The organism is Gellertiella sp. DMC107, from assembly GCF_056313605.1.
In genome coordinates this window covers 195,411-212,302 of record NZ_JBQUZZ010000001.1, presented here as the reverse complement: position 1 = coordinate 212,302, position 16,892 = coordinate 195,411, and the positions used below count along the sequence as shown (strand labels likewise).

At 62.3% G+C, this 16,892-nt stretch carries 12 protein-coding genes; 5 read left to right on the top strand and 7 right to left on the bottom strand.

The genetic code is table 11. The annotated features are described in order from the left end of the window. Nucleotides 1–86 precede the first annotated feature (86 nt). On the top strand, nt 87–3,896 hold the full coding sequence (locus ACT54B_RS00935; protein WP_476042151.1) for a PAS domain S-box protein: 3,810 nt from the start codon (nt 87–89) through the stop codon (nt 3,894–3,896). Here ACT54B_RS00935 and ACT54B_RS00930 read toward each other — a convergent pair. Continuing rightward, nucleotides 3,893–4,537 carry a UdgX family uracil-DNA binding protein gene (locus tag ACT54B_RS00930; RefSeq protein ID WP_476042149.1) on the bottom strand — a complete coding sequence of 215 codons (645 nt, stop codon included), beginning with the start codon at nt 4,535–4,537 and terminating at the stop codon, nt 3,893–3,895. The two genes, ACT54B_RS00935 and ACT54B_RS00930, sit on opposite strands and share 4 nt — an antisense overlap. Before the next feature lie 64 nt (nt 4,538–4,601). Continuing rightward, a complete protein-coding gene (treZ, locus tag ACT54B_RS00925) occupies nt 4,602–6,431 on the bottom strand; it encodes a malto-oligosyltrehalose trehalohydrolase (RefSeq protein ID WP_476042148.1) in 1,830 nt (609 codons plus the stop codon). Nucleotides 6,432–6,628: 197 nt separating this feature from the next. On the opposite strand from treZ, the gene ACT54B_RS00920 reads away from it, so the two are divergent. Together ACT54B_RS00920 and glgX are read left to right on the top strand one after the other, a co-directional pair. Continuing rightward, complete coding sequence (locus ACT54B_RS00920) at nt 6,629–7,951, top strand: sugar phosphate nucleotidyltransferase (protein ID WP_476042146.1); 1,323 nt, start codon at nt 6,629–6,631, stop codon at nt 7,949–7,951. Between the two features lie 11 nt (nt 7,952–7,962). Continuing rightward, nucleotides 7,963–10,056 carry a glycogen debranching protein GlgX gene (gene glgX / locus ACT54B_RS00915; protein ID WP_476042145.1) on the top strand — a complete coding sequence of 698 codons (2,094 nt, stop codon included), beginning with the start codon at nt 7,963–7,965 and terminating at the stop codon, nt 10,054–10,056. A gap of 80 nt (nt 10,057–10,136) precedes the next feature. Here glgX and ACT54B_RS00910 read toward each other — a convergent pair whose 3' ends face one another. After that, on the bottom strand, nt 10,137–10,496 hold the full coding sequence (locus ACT54B_RS00910) for a DUF2934 domain-containing protein (protein WP_476042143.1): 360 nt from the start codon (nt 10,494–10,496) through the stop codon (nt 10,137–10,139). A 146-nt stretch (nt 10,497–10,642) separates the two neighbouring features. Further along, the gene (locus ACT54B_RS00905) at nt 10,643–11,425 is read right to left on the bottom strand and encodes an SDR family oxidoreductase (RefSeq protein WP_476043445.1); all 783 of its coding nucleotides are present in this window, start codon (nt 11,423–11,425) and stop codon (nt 10,643–10,645) included. Between the two features lie 197 nt (nt 11,426–11,622). Here ACT54B_RS00905 and ACT54B_RS00900 point away from each other — a divergent pair, with 197 nt between their 5' ends. After that, a complete protein-coding gene (locus ACT54B_RS00900) occupies nt 11,623–11,883 on the top strand; it encodes a hypothetical protein (protein WP_476042141.1) in 261 nt (86 codons plus the stop codon). Between the two features lie 62 nt (nt 11,884–11,945). On the opposite strand, the gene ACT54B_RS00895 is transcribed toward ACT54B_RS00900, so the two are convergent. Further along, entirely contained in the window at nt 11,946–12,329 is a 384-nt protein-coding gene (locus ACT54B_RS00895; RefSeq protein ID WP_476042139.1) for a hypothetical protein, read from the bottom strand. Nucleotides 12,330–12,591: 262 nt separating this feature from the next. Between ACT54B_RS00895 and ku (ACT54B_RS00890) the strand changes: the two genes are divergently transcribed. Further along, entirely contained in the window at nt 12,592–13,407 is an 816-nt protein-coding gene (ku, locus tag ACT54B_RS00890; RefSeq protein WP_476042138.1) for a non-homologous end joining protein Ku, read from the top strand. On the opposite strand, the gene ligD is transcribed toward ku (ACT54B_RS00890), so the two are convergent. Together ligD and ku (ACT54B_RS00880) are read right to left on the bottom strand one after the other, a co-directional pair. Next, nucleotides 13,404–15,974, bottom strand: coding sequence for a DNA ligase D (gene ligD / locus ACT54B_RS00885; protein WP_476042136.1), 2,571 nt, complete (start codon nt 15,972–15,974; stop codon nt 13,404–13,406). The two genes, ku (ACT54B_RS00890) and ligD, sit on opposite strands and share 4 nt — an antisense overlap. A gap of 3 nt (nt 15,975–15,977) precedes the next feature. Continuing rightward, a complete protein-coding gene (ku, locus tag ACT54B_RS00880; RefSeq protein ID WP_476042135.1) occupies nt 15,978–16,820 on the bottom strand; it encodes a non-homologous end joining protein Ku in 843 nt (280 codons plus the stop codon). Nucleotides 16,821–16,892: the final 72 nt, after the last annotated feature.

The window sequence follows — 16,892 nt, the reverse complement described above, 5'->3', positions numbered from 1 at the left end:
GACCGATCGCGGGAGGAATATGTTCCGCTATCGGTGTTTATCTCTACGACTTCACCGTCCGATAGAAAAAACGGAAAGAGCAGATCTTGATCGACACGGGTGTTTCCGCGGAGGAGGGGCGAGGCGTGGCCGCCGGCACGGTGGCGAAGGCCCCATGCGTGGCGGACATTGCCAAGCGTTTCGATTGGTCCAGCACACCGCTCGGGCCTCCGCAGACCTGGCCGATGCATATCCGGACGACGGTCGACCTGATCATGCGGTCATCGGTTCCCATGGTCACGCTCTGGGGCGAAGACGGGGTGATGATCTACAATGACGGCTACGCCGAGATCTGCGGTGGGCGTCATCCTGCGGTGTTCGGAGCGAAGGTGGGGGACGCCTGGCCGGAGGTGGCCGACTTCAACGAGAACGTCCTGCGGACCTGTTTTGCCGGCGGAACGCTGGCCTATCGGGATCAGGAAATGACGCTCTACCGGCACAACGGCATGCCGGAGCAGGTCTGGCTCAATCTCGATTATTCGCCTGTTCCCGATGAAAACGGAGACACGGCCGGTGTCATCGCCATCGTGGTGGAGACGACGAGCAAGGTGCGGGCCGAGCGGCAGGTGAAGTGCCAGGAGGAACGACTGCGCCAGATGTTCGAGCAAGCGCCCGGCTTCGTGGCGACGCTGGTCGGACCCGAACATGTGTTCGAAATGGCAAATCGCGCCTATCGCCTCCTCGTGGACGATCGCGAAATACTCGGTAAGCCGGTTCGGGAAGCCCTGCCCGAGGTGGTGGACCAGGGGTTCATCAATCTGCTCGACCGGGTGCGGGAGACGGGCATTCCCTTTGTCGGCCGGGGCGTCCGGGTTCTTCTCAACCGGCGCGACAGCGGCGAGAAAGACGAACGGTTTCTGGATTTCATCTACCAGCCTGTCTATGCGGAAGACGGTGTTCCGACAGGCATTTTCGTGCAGGGACACGATGTCACCGAACAGAAACTGATCGAGGAGGCGCTTCGCGACAGCGAAACCCGCTTCCGGCTTGTGGCGCAGGATGCGCCGGTGATGCTGTGGATGACGGATCACAATGGCCGCATCACTTTTCTCAATGCGGCCATGCGCGATTTCTGGGCCATGGGCGACGAGGAGCCCGGGACTTTCGACTGGGAAGCCGTCATTCACCCGCGGGACATGGAGCTGGTCACCACCCGCATTCAGGATCAGCAGGCCCGTCGACAACCGTCCATGATCGAGTTGCGCATCCGCAACGCGGAGGGACAGTATCGGACGCTGCAATGCCGCTCCCAGCCCCGGTTCGACAGCACGGGAGAATTTCTGGGGCTGATCGGCGTCAATGTGGACGTGACCGATGTGCGGGCCCAGGAAATCCGCCGTGCTGCCCTGATCGAGCTCTCCGACCGGTTCCGGCTCCTGGAGGATCCTGCAGAGATCGCGTTTTCCGCGGCAGAGACGCTGGCGCGGGTGATGAATGTCAGTCGTGCGGGCTATGGCACCATCGACGCGGAGCGCGAAACGATCTCTATCGACAAGGACTGGAATGCACCGGGGATCAAGAGTCTCGCCGGAACGCTGCACTTTCGAGACTATGGCAGCTATATCGAGGATCTGAAGCGCGGCGAAACGGTCTATATTTCCGATGCCTATCGCGATCCGCGGACCTCTGAAAATGCCGATGCCCTCAAGGCCATCAGCGCGCAATCCTTCGTCAACATGCCCGTCACCGAACGCGAGGGGCTGGTGGCGCTGCTCTATCTCAATCACGAGGATGCGCGGGAGTGGACCGAGGACGAAATCGATTTCATCCGTGATGTCGCCGAGCGCACCCGGGTGGCCTCGGAACGGCGGCGAGCGGAGCAGGAGCTCAAGCAGTTTGCCCAGTCGCTGGAACAACAGGTGGTGGAGCGTACCGCGGAACTCGACCGGATCTGGCGCAATTCCCGCGATCTTCTGGTGGTTTTGAATGAAAACGGCACCATCCGTTCCGTCAATCCCGCCTGGACTGCGGCCCTCGGCTTCAGTCCCCGCGAAGTCATCGGCGAACCGTTCCGCAATTTTCTCTGGGAAGACTCGGAGACGGCGATGCAGTTTTCGCTCTCTGAAGGGGGGCTGAAACCGTATTTCATCGATCAGGTCATTCGCTTCCGGCACAAGGACGGGGCGCAGCGGGCGATCGACTGGCGCATCACCATGGAGGGCCAGCTGCTCTTCGCCTATGGCCGCGACGTGACCGCCGAGCACGAGCAGGCCGCGGCCCTCGAACAGGCAGAGCTTCAGCTCCTGCAGGCGCAGAAGATGGAGGCCATCGGCCAGCTCACGGGCGGTATTGCCCATGACTTCAACAATCTTCTCCAGGTCGTCTCCGGAAGTCTGCAACTGCTGACCCGCGAGGTGGCCGGCAATGCCCGGGCAAGCCAGCATATCGAGCGGGCGCTGGCCGGAGTGGGGCGCGGCTCCAAACTCGCCACGCAGCTGCTGGCTTTCGGCCGGCGGCAGCCGCTGGAGCCCAAAGTCATCAATATCGCGCGCTTCATCGACAGCATCGAGGAACTGTTGCACCGCACGATCGGCGAGGCGATCGAGATCAGGACGATCCGCGCTGCGGAGCTCTGGAACACGCTGGTCGATCCGTCGCAGATCGAAAATGCGATCCTCAACCTCGCCATCAATGCGCGTGACGCCATGAATGGCGTCGGCCGGCTGACCATCGAACTGGGTAACCAGACGATCGATCCCAATCAGGTCTCCCGCGATCCGGATCTGGCGCCCGGCCAGTATGTCGTCGTCGCCGTGACCGATACCGGTGTCGGTATGCCGCCGGAAATCATGGCGCGGGTTTTCGAGCCCTTCTTCTCCACCAAGCCGGTGGGCAAGGGCAGCGGTCTCGGGCTTTCCATGGTTTACGGCTTCGTCAAGCAGTCGGGTGGCCATGTGAAGATCTACAGCGAGCCCGGCCACGGCACGACGGTCCGTCTCTACCTTCCGCGCTCGACCGAGGCGGAGGAACGCATCCACGAACAGGATATCGGGCCGATTTCCGGGGGGAAGGAAACGATCCTCGTGGCCGAGGACGATGACGAAGTTCGCGCCACCGTGGTCGCCATGCTGGGTGAACTCGGTTACACCGTGCTGAAGGCGCGGGATGCGGAAAGCGCCTGGACCGTTATCGAAAGCGGCATCGATATCGACCTCCTGTTCACCGACGTGGTCATGCCCGGGCCGATGCGCAGTCCCGACCTCGCGCGGATGGCCCGGGAGCGCATTCCGGGGATCGCCGTTCTGTTCACATCGGGCTATACCGAGAATTCCATCGTGCATGATGGCCGCCTGGATGCCGGTGTCGAGTTGCTGTCCAAGCCCTATAGCCGCGAGGCGCTGGCCCGGCGCATACGCCAGGTGTTGAATGCGCGGAAGGGCGCGGAAAGTGCCGTTGCAGAGGCCGCGTTCCCTGCCGCGCCGCCGCGTGAAGACTTGTCGCCCGCACCGCTCTCCGAACCGGCACAGGGGAAGGGCGGGAGCGAGCGGCAGGCGGCCGCGCATCGGGCGCTGCGCCTCCTTCTGGTCGAGGATGATTTCCTGATCCGTCTCAACACGGTCGACATGCTCGACGAGCTGGGGCACGCGACCGTCGAGGCCGGCTCCGCCGAGGAAGCGCTGGAATTGATCGAAACGCAGGAATTCGACATCCTGCTGACCGATATGGGCCTGCCGAAGATGTCGGGTACGGAGCTCGCTTCGACGATCCGGGTGGATCGGCCCACCATCGGCGTCATCTTTGCGACGGGCCACAATCATCTCCCCGAGATTCCCGGAGAGAGGAAGGCTGTGCTGCTGCAAAAACCTTTCGGTCTTGCCGAATTGCAGGTGGCGCTGGAGGCTGCCTCGCGTCCCTAGGCCGGGAAGAAAGGCAGCGCCTTGCGCAGATCGTCCACAAAGCGCGCCTGCTCCCGGCGCGCTTCTTCCGGATCCGGCAATCGCAGCAGGAAGGACGGGTGGACGGTGACCAGAACAGGGAAGCCATGGGGCGTGGCAAAGAGCTTGCCCCGGTCGCGGGTCACCCGGACATTGCGCCCCAGCAGGGAGGAAAGGGCCGTTGCGCCCATGGCAACCACCAGACGGGGCTCGATCAGGCGGAGTTCTGCCGCCAGCCAGTAGCCGCACCGCTGGATTTCTCCGGAATTGGGCTTCGCATGGAGCCTGCGCGTGCCGCGTTCCTCGAACTTGAAATGCTTGACCGCATTGGTGAGATAGCACCGCGAGCGGTCTATGCCCGCTTCGGCGAGGCAGACATCCAGTTTATGGCCTGCGGGGCCGACGAAGGGGCGCCCCGCTGTATCTTCCTTGTCGCCCGGCTGTTCGCCCACCAAGACGACCGGCGCATCGGCAGCGCCTTCGCCGAACACCACCTGCGTGGCGTTGCGATAAAGGTCACAGCGCTCACAGGCCCTGGCCTGCTCGTGCAGGCTTTCGAGAGTGTCGCCGCTTGCCTGTGGGCCCGCCAGCGCGGGACCCCGGTGAAATATGCCCGAGGACATCCGATCCTCCTTTATGTTTCCGATCCTCCATGCCGTGGCTGGGCCAATCGCCCAGCCGTCGCGCTCAGGAGGCATTGTTTGTGCCGGCGGGTTGAAGGGCGACGAGGATGCCGGGACCCGGCATGTCCTCAAGGCAACTGCCGTGCTCGGAGCCGGCAGCGGTTTGCGCATAAATGACCTCTCCGGCTACCGGTGGCAGAGGCCTTGTCTCCCGCGTCAGATTGGCGCGAAGAAACAGGGTGCCCTCGGGAAACGCCCAGTCGATGGCAAGCAGCCCATCGGCAAGCGGATGAACCTCTCCCAACACCGGCGCGCCGCCCTTGAGGAGAGGGGCAATCCTGGCCTGACGGATGTCGCACAGGGATTTCAAGCGAAGTCTGGCCTTCTCGCCTTCGGGGGTCCCTGTCTTGCTCCAGTCCAGCTTGGAGGCCTCGAAGGTGTCGGGCGACAGAGGATCGGGCAAATCGGCCAGCGTCTTGCCTTCAGGCATGCCGCCGAAGTTTTCCGCCTCGGCGACGCGTCCCTTTCGCATCGCGTCCCCCAACTCGCCGTCGAAATCGGCGAAAAAGCAGAAGGGGCGGGTTTCGTTATAGTCTTCGCCCTGAAACAGCATCGGCGTCTGCGGCATCAGCATCAGCAGGGCCGTCAGCATGTCCATCAGTGCGGGCGAAATCTGGCCGTTTAACCGGTCTCCGAAGGCGCGGTTTCCGATCTGGTCATGGTTTTGCAAATAATTGACATAGACATTGGGCGGCACGCTTGCCGCGCTTTCCGGTGGTTCTTCGGAGAACAGAAAGCCTTCCGTGGCCGCCTTGCCTATGTTCTGCCAGAGATTTTCACCGAAGCGGCGATAATACCCCTTCGCTTCGCCGGTCACCAGAACGTGCAGGCTGTGATGCAGGCTATCGCTCCAGGTCGCCGTAAAGAAGCGAGGTTCGCCCGCAGCGTCGCGTTTCAGCAAGGAGCGCAGGCCCCGCTGATCCTCGGCGATAAGGTGCAGGTGCCGCCGGGCAAAGCGGTGCCGGAGGTCGGCGGACAGTTCTTCCAGAAAGTGAACTTCGCTTTCGTCCCGGATCTGTTCCGTTGCATCGAAACGCAGACCGTCGAGACGGTACTCCCCGAGCCACATATGGGCATTGTCTGAAAAGAAGCGACGCACGGCGGGGTTGTGAAAATCGATGGACGCGCCCCAGGGAGTCGGATCCTCGGCCCGGAAGAAATCCGACGCATAGGCGGAGAGGTAATTTCCCTCGGGGCCGAAGTGATTGTAGACGACATCGAGGAAGACCATGAGGCCGAGGCCGTGCGCGGCATCGATGAATGCCTTGAAGTCGTCGGGGCTGCCATAGGCGGAGTGGGGGGCATAGTGCAGCACGCCGTCGTAGCCCCAGCCTCGATCACCCCGGAACTGCGCGACCGGCATCACTTCGATGGCGGTTATGCCCGTTGCCTGAACCTCCGCGAGCTTTTCGATCGCGCTGCGGAACGTGCCCTCCGGCGTGAAGGTGCCGATGTGGATTTCGAGAATGATGGCTTCTTCCCACGGCCGTCCGCGGAAATCCCCATGTTTCCAGCGATATGCATTGCCGTCCACCAGAAGCGAGGCGCCATGCACGTCTGCCGCTTGGGCTCGTGAGGCCGGATCGGGGACGGTGCGGCTGTCCGGCAGACGAAAACTGTAGCGATCACCCGGGTTCATGCCCGACACGGTCAGGCGATGCCAGCCATCCTCGCCTCTGGTCATGGGAAGATCGGCAAAGCCGGTAACGAGCTTGATATCCGGCGCATCCGGCGCCCAGAGAGAGAATTCGATGCTGCCGTCAGGAAGCCATCGGGGGCCCCAAGCGCGGGCCGGCCCCACTGTCCGGGCACCGGTAACCTTTTCCATGTTCATTCCTGTTTCCTTCAATCAACGCCGAAGGAACTGGATGGAGGTGGCAAAGGTTCCGAAGGAATGGAAAAAGTCATGCATCTCCTGATTGTCCAATCAGGCTTTTCAGGGGAACTTTTGGACGCACCGGGCGTTTCCCGTCCACTTGTCGCGCCGGCCTTGCCGGCCTCTCTCCCTTCAGGACATGGATAGACCCGATCATGACTTCAACGCCCGCTTCGCTGACGGACACCTGCCTTGCCTTCATTCTTGCAGGCGGTCGCGGCAGTCGTTTGCACGAACTCACGGCAAAGGACTGCAAGCCGGCCATTCCCTTTGCCGGCTCTTCCCGTATCGTCGATTTCGTGATGGCCAATGTGCTGAATTCGGGCATCCGGCAGGCTTTCGTGGCGACCCAATACCAGCCGGAGCGGCTGGTCAGTCATCTGCGCAATCGCTGGGAGCCCCGCTTCGCCGCCGCCGACGGCATGGCCGCCTGCCTGGGGAGCGGCACGGAAATCGAAAGCGAGGGTTACCGCGGGACCGCCGACGCCATCTATCGCAACATTGCCCGCATCGACCGGCTGAAGCCGCGGCACATCCTCGTGCTGGCGGCGGACCACGTGTATCAGATGGATTACGCGCCGATGATCCGGAGCCATGTCGAGGCCGGGGCCGACATTACCATTGCGGCTGATATCGTGCCGCGCGCGGAGGCCAGCGCGTTCGGCATTATTGCCGCCAATGCGATGGGCCAGATCACCGAATTTCAGGAAAAGCCGGCCGATCCGGCCGGTCTGCCGGAAGATCCGGACCGTTCGCTGGCCAGCATGGGGATCTACGTCTTCGACTGGCCGAGGCTGCGCCGGGTGCTGATCCAGGATGCCGCAAACCACCAATCTGCCCATGATTTCGGCAAGGATATCGTGCCGCTGATGGCGGCGCGGGGCCATGCCTTCGTCCACCGTTTCCAGCCGCCCAAGGAAAGCGGTCGGGCGTACTGGCGCGATGTCGGCACGATCGACGCCCTGCATCGGGCGCATATGGATCTGGCGGAGGGCGAAACCGCGCTCGATCTCGAAAGCTGGCCCCTGCTTTCCGGCTGGATCGGGAGCCGCTGCGACGTGGCTTTGCCGGGGCGTCCGTGCCTCGTCTATCCCGGATCGGAAGCCGTCGGCGCCTATCTCGATGCCTCCTCCATCGCTCCGCTCGTGAATATCGCTGCCGGCGCGCAACTGCAGAAGTCGGTTGTGATGCAGGGCGCGACCATCGGGGCGCAGGTGCGGTTGAAGAATGTGATCGTCGCGCCGAACACCCGGGTCGACGGCGCCCTGATGGCCGGGTTCGACCCCGATGAGGACGAAAACTGGTTCCGCCGCAGCGCGGGCGGCATTCTGCTGATCGACCAGACCATGATGGACCGATGGTCCAGCAACCGGCGTCGCCTTCGTCACGGATGGCGTGCGGGGCAAGACTTCCAGCCGGTATCCTCTGAGCGGCCGCAGCGGGGAACCGATGTACTGACCGCTCTCAAACCCCAATGAACAGGCAAACCATGAGTTATGCATTTTCGGAACTGGATTTTCTAAAGCCGGAACTCGGCGCGGAATACACAGGGGAGGGAACCCATTTCGCCGTTTTCTCGGCGCATGCCGAGCAGGTGGAGCTCTGCCTGTTTTCTCCCGATGGTCGGGAGGAGATGGCGCGTCTGCCGCTGCCGAAGCGGGAAGGGGATATCTGGTCCGGCTATATTGTCGGTGTCGGGCCGGGAACCGTTTACGGCTATCGCGCTCACGGGCCCTATGCCCCGTCCGAAGGCCATCGTTTCAATCCCAACAAGCTGCTGCTCGATCCCTATGCAAAGCAGGTGGTCGGCGAACTTGCCTGGGATGATGCATTGTATGGCTATGTGATCGGCGCAGGAGAAGGCGATCTCAGTTTCGATACGCGCGACAGCGCGCCGTTCATGGTCAAGGGTGTGGTGCAGGATCCCGCTTTCGACTGGGACGGAGACGAGGCGATCCGCCGGCCCTGGACGGATACGATCATCTACGAAACGCATATTTGCGGGATGACCATGATGCATCCCGACGTGCCAGACCACTTGCGGGGCACTTTTCTGGGCATGGCCAGCGATCCGATCGTGGATCATCTGGTGAAGCTCGGCATTTCCGCCGTCGAGCTTCTGCCGATCCAGTATTTCTTGGATGACCGGTATCTGGTGGAGAAGCAACTGCGCAATTACTGGGGCTACCAGACGCTCGGTTTCTTTGCCCCGCAGCCCCGGTTCCTGTCGGGTGACCGCATCCAGGAATTCAAGACCATGGTCAAGCGCTTCCATGCCGCCGGCATCGAGGTGATCATGGATGTGGTCTATAATCACACGGCCGAGGGCAATCACCTCGGTCCGACCCTGTCTTTCCGCGGCCTCGACAATCGAAGCTATTATCGACTGTCCGAAGACGATCCGCGTCATACCTACGATACGACCGGCACGGGCAATTCCCTGAACACCGCCCATCCCATGGTGATGCGGATGGTGCTGGACAGCCTGCGCTACTGGGTCAATGCCATGCATGTGGACGGATTCCGCTTCGATCTCGCCAGCACGCTGGGACGGGAGCAGGACGGTTTCGAACGGGAGGGACGTTTCCTCGATGCGATCCGGCAGGATCCCATCCTCGCGGGGGTCAAGCTGATCGCCGAGCCATGGGATGTCGGCCATGGCGGGTATCAGGTGGGCGGATTTCCGCATCCCTTCCGCGAGTGGAACGACAAATACAGGGACGATGTCCGGAAATTCTGGCGCAAGGATCCGGGCATGCTGAGCGAGCTGTCCGAACGGCTGGTGGGATCGCCCGTGCAGTTCAACCATTCGGACCGCAACGCCACCTCCTCCGTCAACCTGCTGTCGGCGCATGACGGTTTCACGCTGATGGATACGGTGAGCTACAACGACAAGCACAACGACGCCAATGGCGAGGAAAACCGTGACGGTCATTCGAGCAACTGTTCCGACAATATGGGGGCGGAAGGCGCGACCGACGATGGCTACATCCTCTCCGCCCGCGCCCGGCGGCGGCGGGCCATGATGCTCACGCTGCTGGCCAGCCAGGGCGTGCCGATGATCCTGGGCGGTGACGAGCTCGGAAACAGTCAGGACGGCAACAACAATGTCTATTGTCAGGACAATGAAACCGGCTGGACCGACTGGGCGGGCATGGACGATCCGTTTCTGGCCTTCTGCCAGCAGGCGGTTGCCTTCCGCAAGGCGCATCCCTGCCTGAGGCAGGAATCTTTTCTGACGGGCGAGAGAGATGAGGAGGGGCATTTCGAGCTGGCATGGTTTGCCCCCGACGGCCAGCCGATGCAGGAGTCGCACTGGAACGATACGGAGCTGCGCGTACTCGGCGCCTTTGTCTGCCGCAGGCGGGTGATCGGCGATCAGGAGCCGGGCGATTGCCTTCTGCTCGTGCTGAATGCGGGCGGCGACTGCACTTTCACCCTGCCGGACGTCAATGGAACCACAGAATGGGAAAGGGTTGCCGATACGGGCGCGGACGACTGCTTTGCGACCCATCCAGCGGAACCGAAGGCCATGGTCTATGAGGCCAGCCTGGCGATATTTGCGCCGAAACGCTGCGGCTGACGGGGCGAACAGCTCTGTCTCCACGAAAAAGGCCGGCCCCCGTGGGCCGGCCCCATGACCGCATTCGCTGACACCAAGCGTTAAAGCGCCTGATAGTCCTTCTCTTCATAAACGGAATTGCGCGACGCCTTGCGCTTCGATTTGGCTTCCTGCGACTGACCGACCATCGTGGTGTCCTTGCGCGCCTGGCGCTTGGGGGACGGCGCTGTTCCCAAACGCGGGGCGGGCGCTTCGTCGGTGTCTGCCCGCAGATATTCCGGAGGAATGCCTTCGTCCCGAGGACTTTCCTGGAGATGGCCGGGCAGGGCGGACCGTTCCAGCTCCTCCCATTCCCGGCTTGCCTGCTGCCAGTGGTCATGGTCGCTGCCGTGTTCGCGGCCAGCCTGTTCCCAAAGGGCATAAGCCCGGTTGCTGATCCATTCGTCTCGCGAATTGCTCATCAGAATCTTCCCTTCTCGGCCGGTTGGGCCGCAGCTGGATTTCACATTTCGGGCAGTCCCGGCTTGCCATCGGGGCAAACACTGCCGGGAAGTGGGATATGCACGCAACATCAACGAACAGTCGGCGGGAATTGTTCCGTCGCGACCTAGCGCAGCAAGCTCTGGCCGCCATCGATGAAGACGATGGATCCCGTGACATGCCGTGCCTCGTCGCCGGCAAGAACCGCAATCATATCAGCCACATCTTCAGGGCGCCCCTTTCTGCCGTCGGTGATGGGAATATCGCCTTCGGGCCATTCGACCGGGATTTCGGTCTCCAGGCGGTCGCGGATTTCCGTGCTGTCCTCGATGTCCGTATCGATGGCGCCGGGGCAGACGGCGTTTACCCGGATCTGGTGCTTGCCCAGCTCCAGCGCCAGCTGCTTGGTCATGGCGACCTGTGCGGCCTTGGTTGCCGCATAGGCGGTGGCTCCGGGCGTGGTGAAGGTGCGTACGCCATTGATCGAGGACACGATGATGACCGATCCGCCGCCTCCGCGCTTCAGGAAGGGAACCGTGTGATGAAGGGTCAGGTACGATCCCCTGAGATTGACCGACATCGTCCGGTCCCATTCTTCCGGGGAAAGATCGTCGATCGGGGCCCAGACGCCATTGATCCCCGCATTCACCACCACAATATCGATGGTGCCGCTTTCATGCAGCAGCCAGCGGGCCGCATCGGCGACCGCATTCGTATCGGTCACGTCTGCGACCAGCGCCACTGCCTTGCCGCCGGTCTCGGATATTTCCTCGCAAACCTGGATGACTTCGTCCTGCGTGCGGGACAGGACACCCACGGTGGCCCCCTTCGCCGCCAGCGCCATAGCCGCCGCACGGCCGATGCCCGAGCCCGCTCCCGTCACAAGGGCGACCTTTCCGGCCAGGGGCAGGAGCGGCTTCGGCTGGTTCCTCTTTGCTGCCATGATGAGCGCGCCTCCTCCGGTTCGATTTCGCTTTCCCAACGCGAGGCCGCGCCAGCGGTTCCGCATTTGCGACCCGCCAGTTTTGGGATGCAAGATTTGGGGAGGGAAACGGGAACAGGAGCGGTGTGCCGCGCGTTTTCTTCTCTCAGGACAAGGAGGTAGTCATGGTTCTCATTCTGCCTGAGATGCAATCGGATACCAACGGTCCGCAAGGGGCCGCCTCGTCCGGTCTTCTGGCATCCATCGAAACCGCCTTGCGGTCCGAATGCGGCGGCGACGCCGAGCTGGTCACCGTTCGCGTTCTGGGGTCCTACCTCATCCTCGAAGGGCTCGTTCCCAGCGAGGAATGCATCGGCCGGATCCAGATGATCGCCGAGGATATTGCCGGTCCCGGCACCGTGCATCTTCGGCTTTTCCGCCAGTGAACACGACTTTGATGGAAGGGCGCCGTAACGCCCTTCCACACTTCATTTTATCCCGTCGAACATTACTGACCGTTGTCGGGCGCAGGCGCGCTGCCGGTCGAAGAGGCCTGCGGGCTTCTCTGAACATCCGGCTGGGGTGTCTGCTGCGTATTGGTCGCATTGGGGCTGTCGACCGTCGGGACTTCAGAGCCCGGCTGCGGGGTATTCTGATCGGTCGTCACCTGAGCGGGACGAGGATCGTCAGGGAGCGTCTGCCCCCAGAATTCCACCGCAGCCCAACCCAGAAACGCAAGGGCCAGACCCACGATCAGCACGCCGAGCACGGGACGCCCCAGTCTTCCCTGGCGGGCTTCACGCGCGCTCAGACTGCGGTCGTCGAGGTGAGTCGTATCGTCCGGATCCCGGTCGATGAATGTGTCGGGGTTGTTCTGCATGTTGGTGCGCATGGCAATACTCCTGTTTCAGCCATGCATTCTGAACGAGGGGGAGGGCCAATGGTTCCGCTTCCAGAATCTCCCGCCGCCCGTGGAACTCCCGGCTCGTCCGGGCGTTTAGAGGCTGAGCATGCCGGCTGGGATGTGAGGAGATGTTCCAAATCGTCGTACGTCGGCATCCGGCATGTTCGCCCCCAGCGACCCTAGAGACGACTGCGCCCCTGCGAAGGGGCGCTTTTTTTGTTTGCGGACGGACCCCAGCGGGAGAGATGTGATGGCGCCACGCCCATTCTGGAAAGGTTATCTCAAGCTCACCCTCGTGACCTGCCCGGTTGCTATGATGCCAGCGGTTTCGGAGGAAGAGAAAATCCGCTTCCGCACCATGAACCGCAAGACGGGAAATCCCGTGGCCAGCCGATATGTGGACAGCGATACGGGAAAGGTCGTTGAGGACGACGACCAGATCCGCGGCTACGAATATGCGGAAGGCAAGCATGTCATGCTGGAAGAGGAGGACATCGACGCCGTCGCCCTCGAAAGCACGCGCACCATCGATATCGATCTGTTCGTTGAAGCCGGATCGATTTCACCGCTGTTCCTGGACCGGGCGCATTTTCTGATGCCTGACGATGAGGTGGGGGAAGAGGCTTTTTCCGTCATTCGGGATGCCATGCAGCAGACCGGCATGGTGGGAATAGCGCGTCTGGTTCTTTATCGACGGGAAAGAGCCGTGCTGATCGAGCCGCGCGGCAAGGGCATGGTGGTCTGGACGCTGCGCTATGGTGACGAAGTGCGGGAACCGGAGGATTATTTCGGAGCACTCCGGTCAGAACGATCCTCGAAGGAGGACAGGGCAGAGATGGCAGGAAACATGAAGGCGGAAAAGAAAGGCTTCGATGCGGATGCCATCACCGATCCCGTCGACGAGCGCCTCCGGGAGATCATTGCCGAACACCGAAAATCCCGGAAGAAAAAACCCGCAAAAAAGGCGCCGTCCGCGAAAGCCGCCCCGCAAGGGGAAAACGTGGTCAATATCATGGATGCATTGCGGCAGAGCCTCAACCGGGACCGGGGCGGAAAGCGGTCCTAATCGGCCTTATCGGGCAGGGGGCGGGCATCACGGCGAAAATCCGCCCACGGGTCCCTCGCAAGCGCTTCCAGCCGGGCTCGCGCATTGCGGATCGTGAAATGCTGCGGGCCGACCGCTGAGGACAGTTCTTCCCAGGCGAGGGGCATGGAAACGGGGGCGCCTTCCCGCGCCCGTGGCGAATAGGGCGCGACTGCGGTCATGCCGCGCTGGTTGCGAAGATAATCCACGAAAATCTTGCCGGTGCGCTTCGCCTTGGTAATGGTGGACACATATTTCTCGGGCTCATCCTTGGCCATGCGTTCCGCAATAGCCTTGGTGAAACCCTTGACCGCCTCCCATTCTGCCTTCGGCTTCAGGGGTGCGACCACATGCAGACCCTTGCCGCCCGATGTCTTGACGAATGCGGCGAGCCCCGACTTTTCCAGCAGGTCCCGGGCCCGTCTCGCCCCTTCGATCACATCGTGCCAGTCGGTCTCCTCGCCCGGGTCCAGATCGAGCGTCAGCAGATCCGGCTTTTCGATATGATCCAGCCCGGCGCCCCAGGGATGGATTTCCAGCGCAGCCGACTGGGCCAGCGCAACGATGCCCTTCTCGCTGTCGATGGTCAGCAGGGGTTCTTCGTCCGGCTCGGCAGGATCGGGGACGGTTCGGATCGCCGGTCGCATGCCCCGCCATCCGTGTTTCTGGAAAAACCGCTCGCCGCCAATGCCTTCCGGGCACCGCAGAAGGGCCAGCGGACGATTGGCGAGGAAGGGTTTCATCCATGGCCACATGTCCAGATAGTATTCGGCGAGCCCCTGTTTCGTCACGCCGGCATCGGGCCAGTAGAGGCGGTCCGGATGCGTGAGCCCCTTGAGAAGCGCGGGCGCGGGTGTGGTCCGTTCCTGTTTCACGGCGATTTCCTTTCCGGATGGCGGCGTTTCCCGCCCGACATCCTGTGCCGGCTTGTCCTCCCGAAGCCCCCGAAAGGATGCATGCCGCAGGTGTTCGTCACCGGTCCAGCCGGCAAATTCCACCTCGCACACCAGTTCCGGCCGGACGAAACGCGCGCCCCGTGCCTCCAGTGAGGTCAGCTTTTTCGAAAAGGGCGTGCGATCCGTTTCGAGCGGGTGGAGGCGCTTGAACAGCGAGGCCGCAACCTGTCGCGTGAAGCCGGTTCCGACTTTGCCCACATGGACCAGTTTTCCCTCTTCGAAATAGCCCAGCAGGAGGGCTCCGATGGAGCGGCGCGACACGCTGGAGGGCACGTAGCCACCAATGACGAATTCCTGCCGGGCGGAGCATTTCGTCTTGATCCAGTCGCCGGATCGGCCGGAGCGGTGGGGCATGTCTCGTCGCTTCGATACGATGCCTTCCAGCCCGAGCCGACAGGCGTGCGCCAGCACATCGTCGCCCCGCTCATCGAAATGACCGCTATAGCGGAGCAAAGGATGTTCCGAAGGCACAAGTCTTTCCAGCAGGCGCTTCCGCTCGGAGAGGGGGCGATCGCGCAGATCATGGCCGTCGAGGAAGAGAAGATCGAACGCGTAGAAGCGGAAGCGGTCTGTCCGGTCTTCCGAAAGATCGGCCTGGAGCGCGGAGAAATCGGAAATGCCGCCGTCCCGCTCGACCACCAGCTCCCCGTCGATCAGGAACGTGTCCGCATCGAGCGCGCGCAACGCGTCCGAAAGCGAGGTGCCGAAGCGCTCGGTCCAGTCAAGGCCGGTGCGGGTCAGAAGGGTCAGGCTTTTCGTGTCCAGGCGGGCGAGCAGCCGGTAGCCATCGAACTTGATCTCGTGAAGAAAGGCATCGCCCTCAGGCGGCGTCGACGCCAGACTGGCGAGCGCGGGCTCGACAAAGTCGGGGAGGGCGGACTTGCCTTTCTTCGGAAACAGCCTGTCGGCCTTCGGCTTTTTTTCGCCGGACCGCCGGTCTGCGGCGGTGATGGTTTTCGCTTTTGTGCTGGCTCGACCTTTGGGTTTCAGGGCGCCGCCGCTCGTGGAGGACCAACCGGGTTCTTCGCCTTCGATGTCCGCGAGCGCCCTTCCGGTCTTTACCGAAAGGGGATGCTCCTCCAGGAACCGTCCCCCGTCGCCGGCCCGTGCCTCTTCGTCCTCTCCCTTGATCAGCAGCCAGTTTTCCCGCTTTTCCCGCGCCCGGCGATGCATCCGGACGAGGTGCCAGCGCCCCTGCAGCTTCTCGCCATGCAGGAGAAATTCCATATGGCCCTTGGCATAGGCCTTGCGGGCGTCGCCGAGAGGTTCCCAGCTGCCGCGATCCCAGAGCAGAACTGTACCGCCGCCATATTCACCCTTGGGAATGGTGCCTTCGAAGTCGCCATAGGCGAGGGGATGATCCTCGACGTGAACCGCCAGCCGCTTGTCATCCGGATCGAGGCTCGGCCCCCGGGTGACCGCCCAGCTTTTCAGCACGCCGTCCATTTCCAGCCGGAAATCGTAGTGAAGGCGGGTGGCATCGTGTTTCTGGATGCAGAAATGCCGTCCCGTCTGCCTGGCCTTTCGGCCCCGTGGCTCTGCGGTGGACTTGAAATTCCGCTTGGCGCGGTAAGCCTCGAGAGAACCGGGCATCGATCAGCCCGTTTTCCGATGCGGACGCGAGGCGTCCTTTTTCCTCGAGCGCGGTTTCTTCTTTCCGCCAACCTCCATGCCGGCGCCCTGACGCAGGGCATCGAGAAGGTTAACGACCTTGCCCTTCTCGGGCTCCGGCGGCTTGCGGATTTTCTTGCCTGCCAGCTTGGCCTTTACCACATCCTTGAGGGCGTCATCATAGCGATCTTCGAAGTCGTCCGGATCGAAGGGGCGGCTTCGCGAACGAATGATATGTCCGGCCAGTTCAAGCATTTCCTCAGAACTGGCAATTTCCGGAATCTCTTCAAAGGCCTCGGCCGAAGAGCGGATATCGCGGGTGAAGTGTAGCGTCGATGCGACCAGCCCGCCCGCTTCGGCGCGGATGATCAGGTGCCGGTTTCGGCGAAACAGGACGCCTGACGCCAAAAGACAGGTTTGGTCTTCTTCCAGCACATCGCGCAGGGCGATGTAGTCGGCACGCGTCTCGTCATCCGTCGGCAGAAGGAAATAGGGCCGGTCAAGGAAAAGCCGATCGAAATCCTTCAGGTCGAATACGGCTTCCACCTCGATGCGGTGGTCGTTTTCCGGTGCCGCATCGGCGACCTCCTCGGTGTCGAGAAGAATGAAATCCTCGTCCGCAATCTCGAAGCCCTTGGCCTCGTCTTCGTCCTTCACGGGTTTTCCCGTCCCGCTGTCGACGAATTCGCGCGAAAGGCGATTGCCGGTGCGGCGATTGAGCATGTGGAACATGACCCGGTCGGCGGTAGAGGCGGCCGCATGCAGGGAGAGACCGATGGTGGCCTTCCCCAAGGTCAGCTTGCCCTTCCAGCTTGCCCGCGTTTTCATGCTCGTATCCTCAACCGCCATGGTTGTCGGAAGCCAACGCCGCTCCGGTCCGCTTTGTTCCCTTGCGGACAT

Excerpts from the sequence above, each read along its gene's own strand:
- ACT54B_RS00895 (WP_476042139.1), bottom strand. The coding sequence starts at position 12,329 with ATGCGCACCAACATGCAGAACAACCCCGACACATTCATCGACCGGGAT.
- ACT54B_RS00930 (WP_476042149.1), bottom strand. The coding sequence starts at position 4,537 with ATGTCCTCGGGCATATTTCACCGGGGTCCCGCGCTGGCGGGCCCACAG.
- ACT54B_RS00900 (WP_476042141.1), top strand. The coding sequence starts at position 11,623 with ATGGTTCTCATTCTGCCTGAGATGCAATCGGATACCAACGGTCCGCAA.
- ku (WP_476042135.1), bottom strand. The coding sequence starts at position 16,820 with ATGAAAACGCGGGCAAGCTGGAAGGGCAAGCTGACCTTGGGGAAGGCC.
- ACT54B_RS00920 (WP_476042146.1), top strand. The coding sequence starts at position 6,629 with ATGACTTCAACGCCCGCTTCGCTGACGGACACCTGCCTTGCCTTCATT.
- ku (WP_476042138.1), top strand. The coding sequence starts at position 12,592 with ATGGCGCCACGCCCATTCTGGAAAGGTTATCTCAAGCTCACCCTCGTG.
- ACT54B_RS00910 (WP_476042143.1), bottom strand. The coding sequence starts at position 10,496 with ATGAGCAATTCGCGAGACGAATGGATCAGCAACCGGGCTTATGCCCTT.
- treZ (WP_476042148.1), bottom strand. The coding sequence starts at position 6,431 with ATGAACATGGAAAAGGTTACCGGTGCCCGGACAGTGGGGCCGGCCCGC.
- glgX (WP_476042145.1), top strand. The coding sequence starts at position 7,963 with ATGAGTTATGCATTTTCGGAACTGGATTTTCTAAAGCCGGAACTCGGC.
- ligD (WP_476042136.1), bottom strand. The coding sequence starts at position 15,974 with ATGCCCGGTTCTCTCGAGGCTTACCGCGCCAAGCGGAATTTCAAGTCC.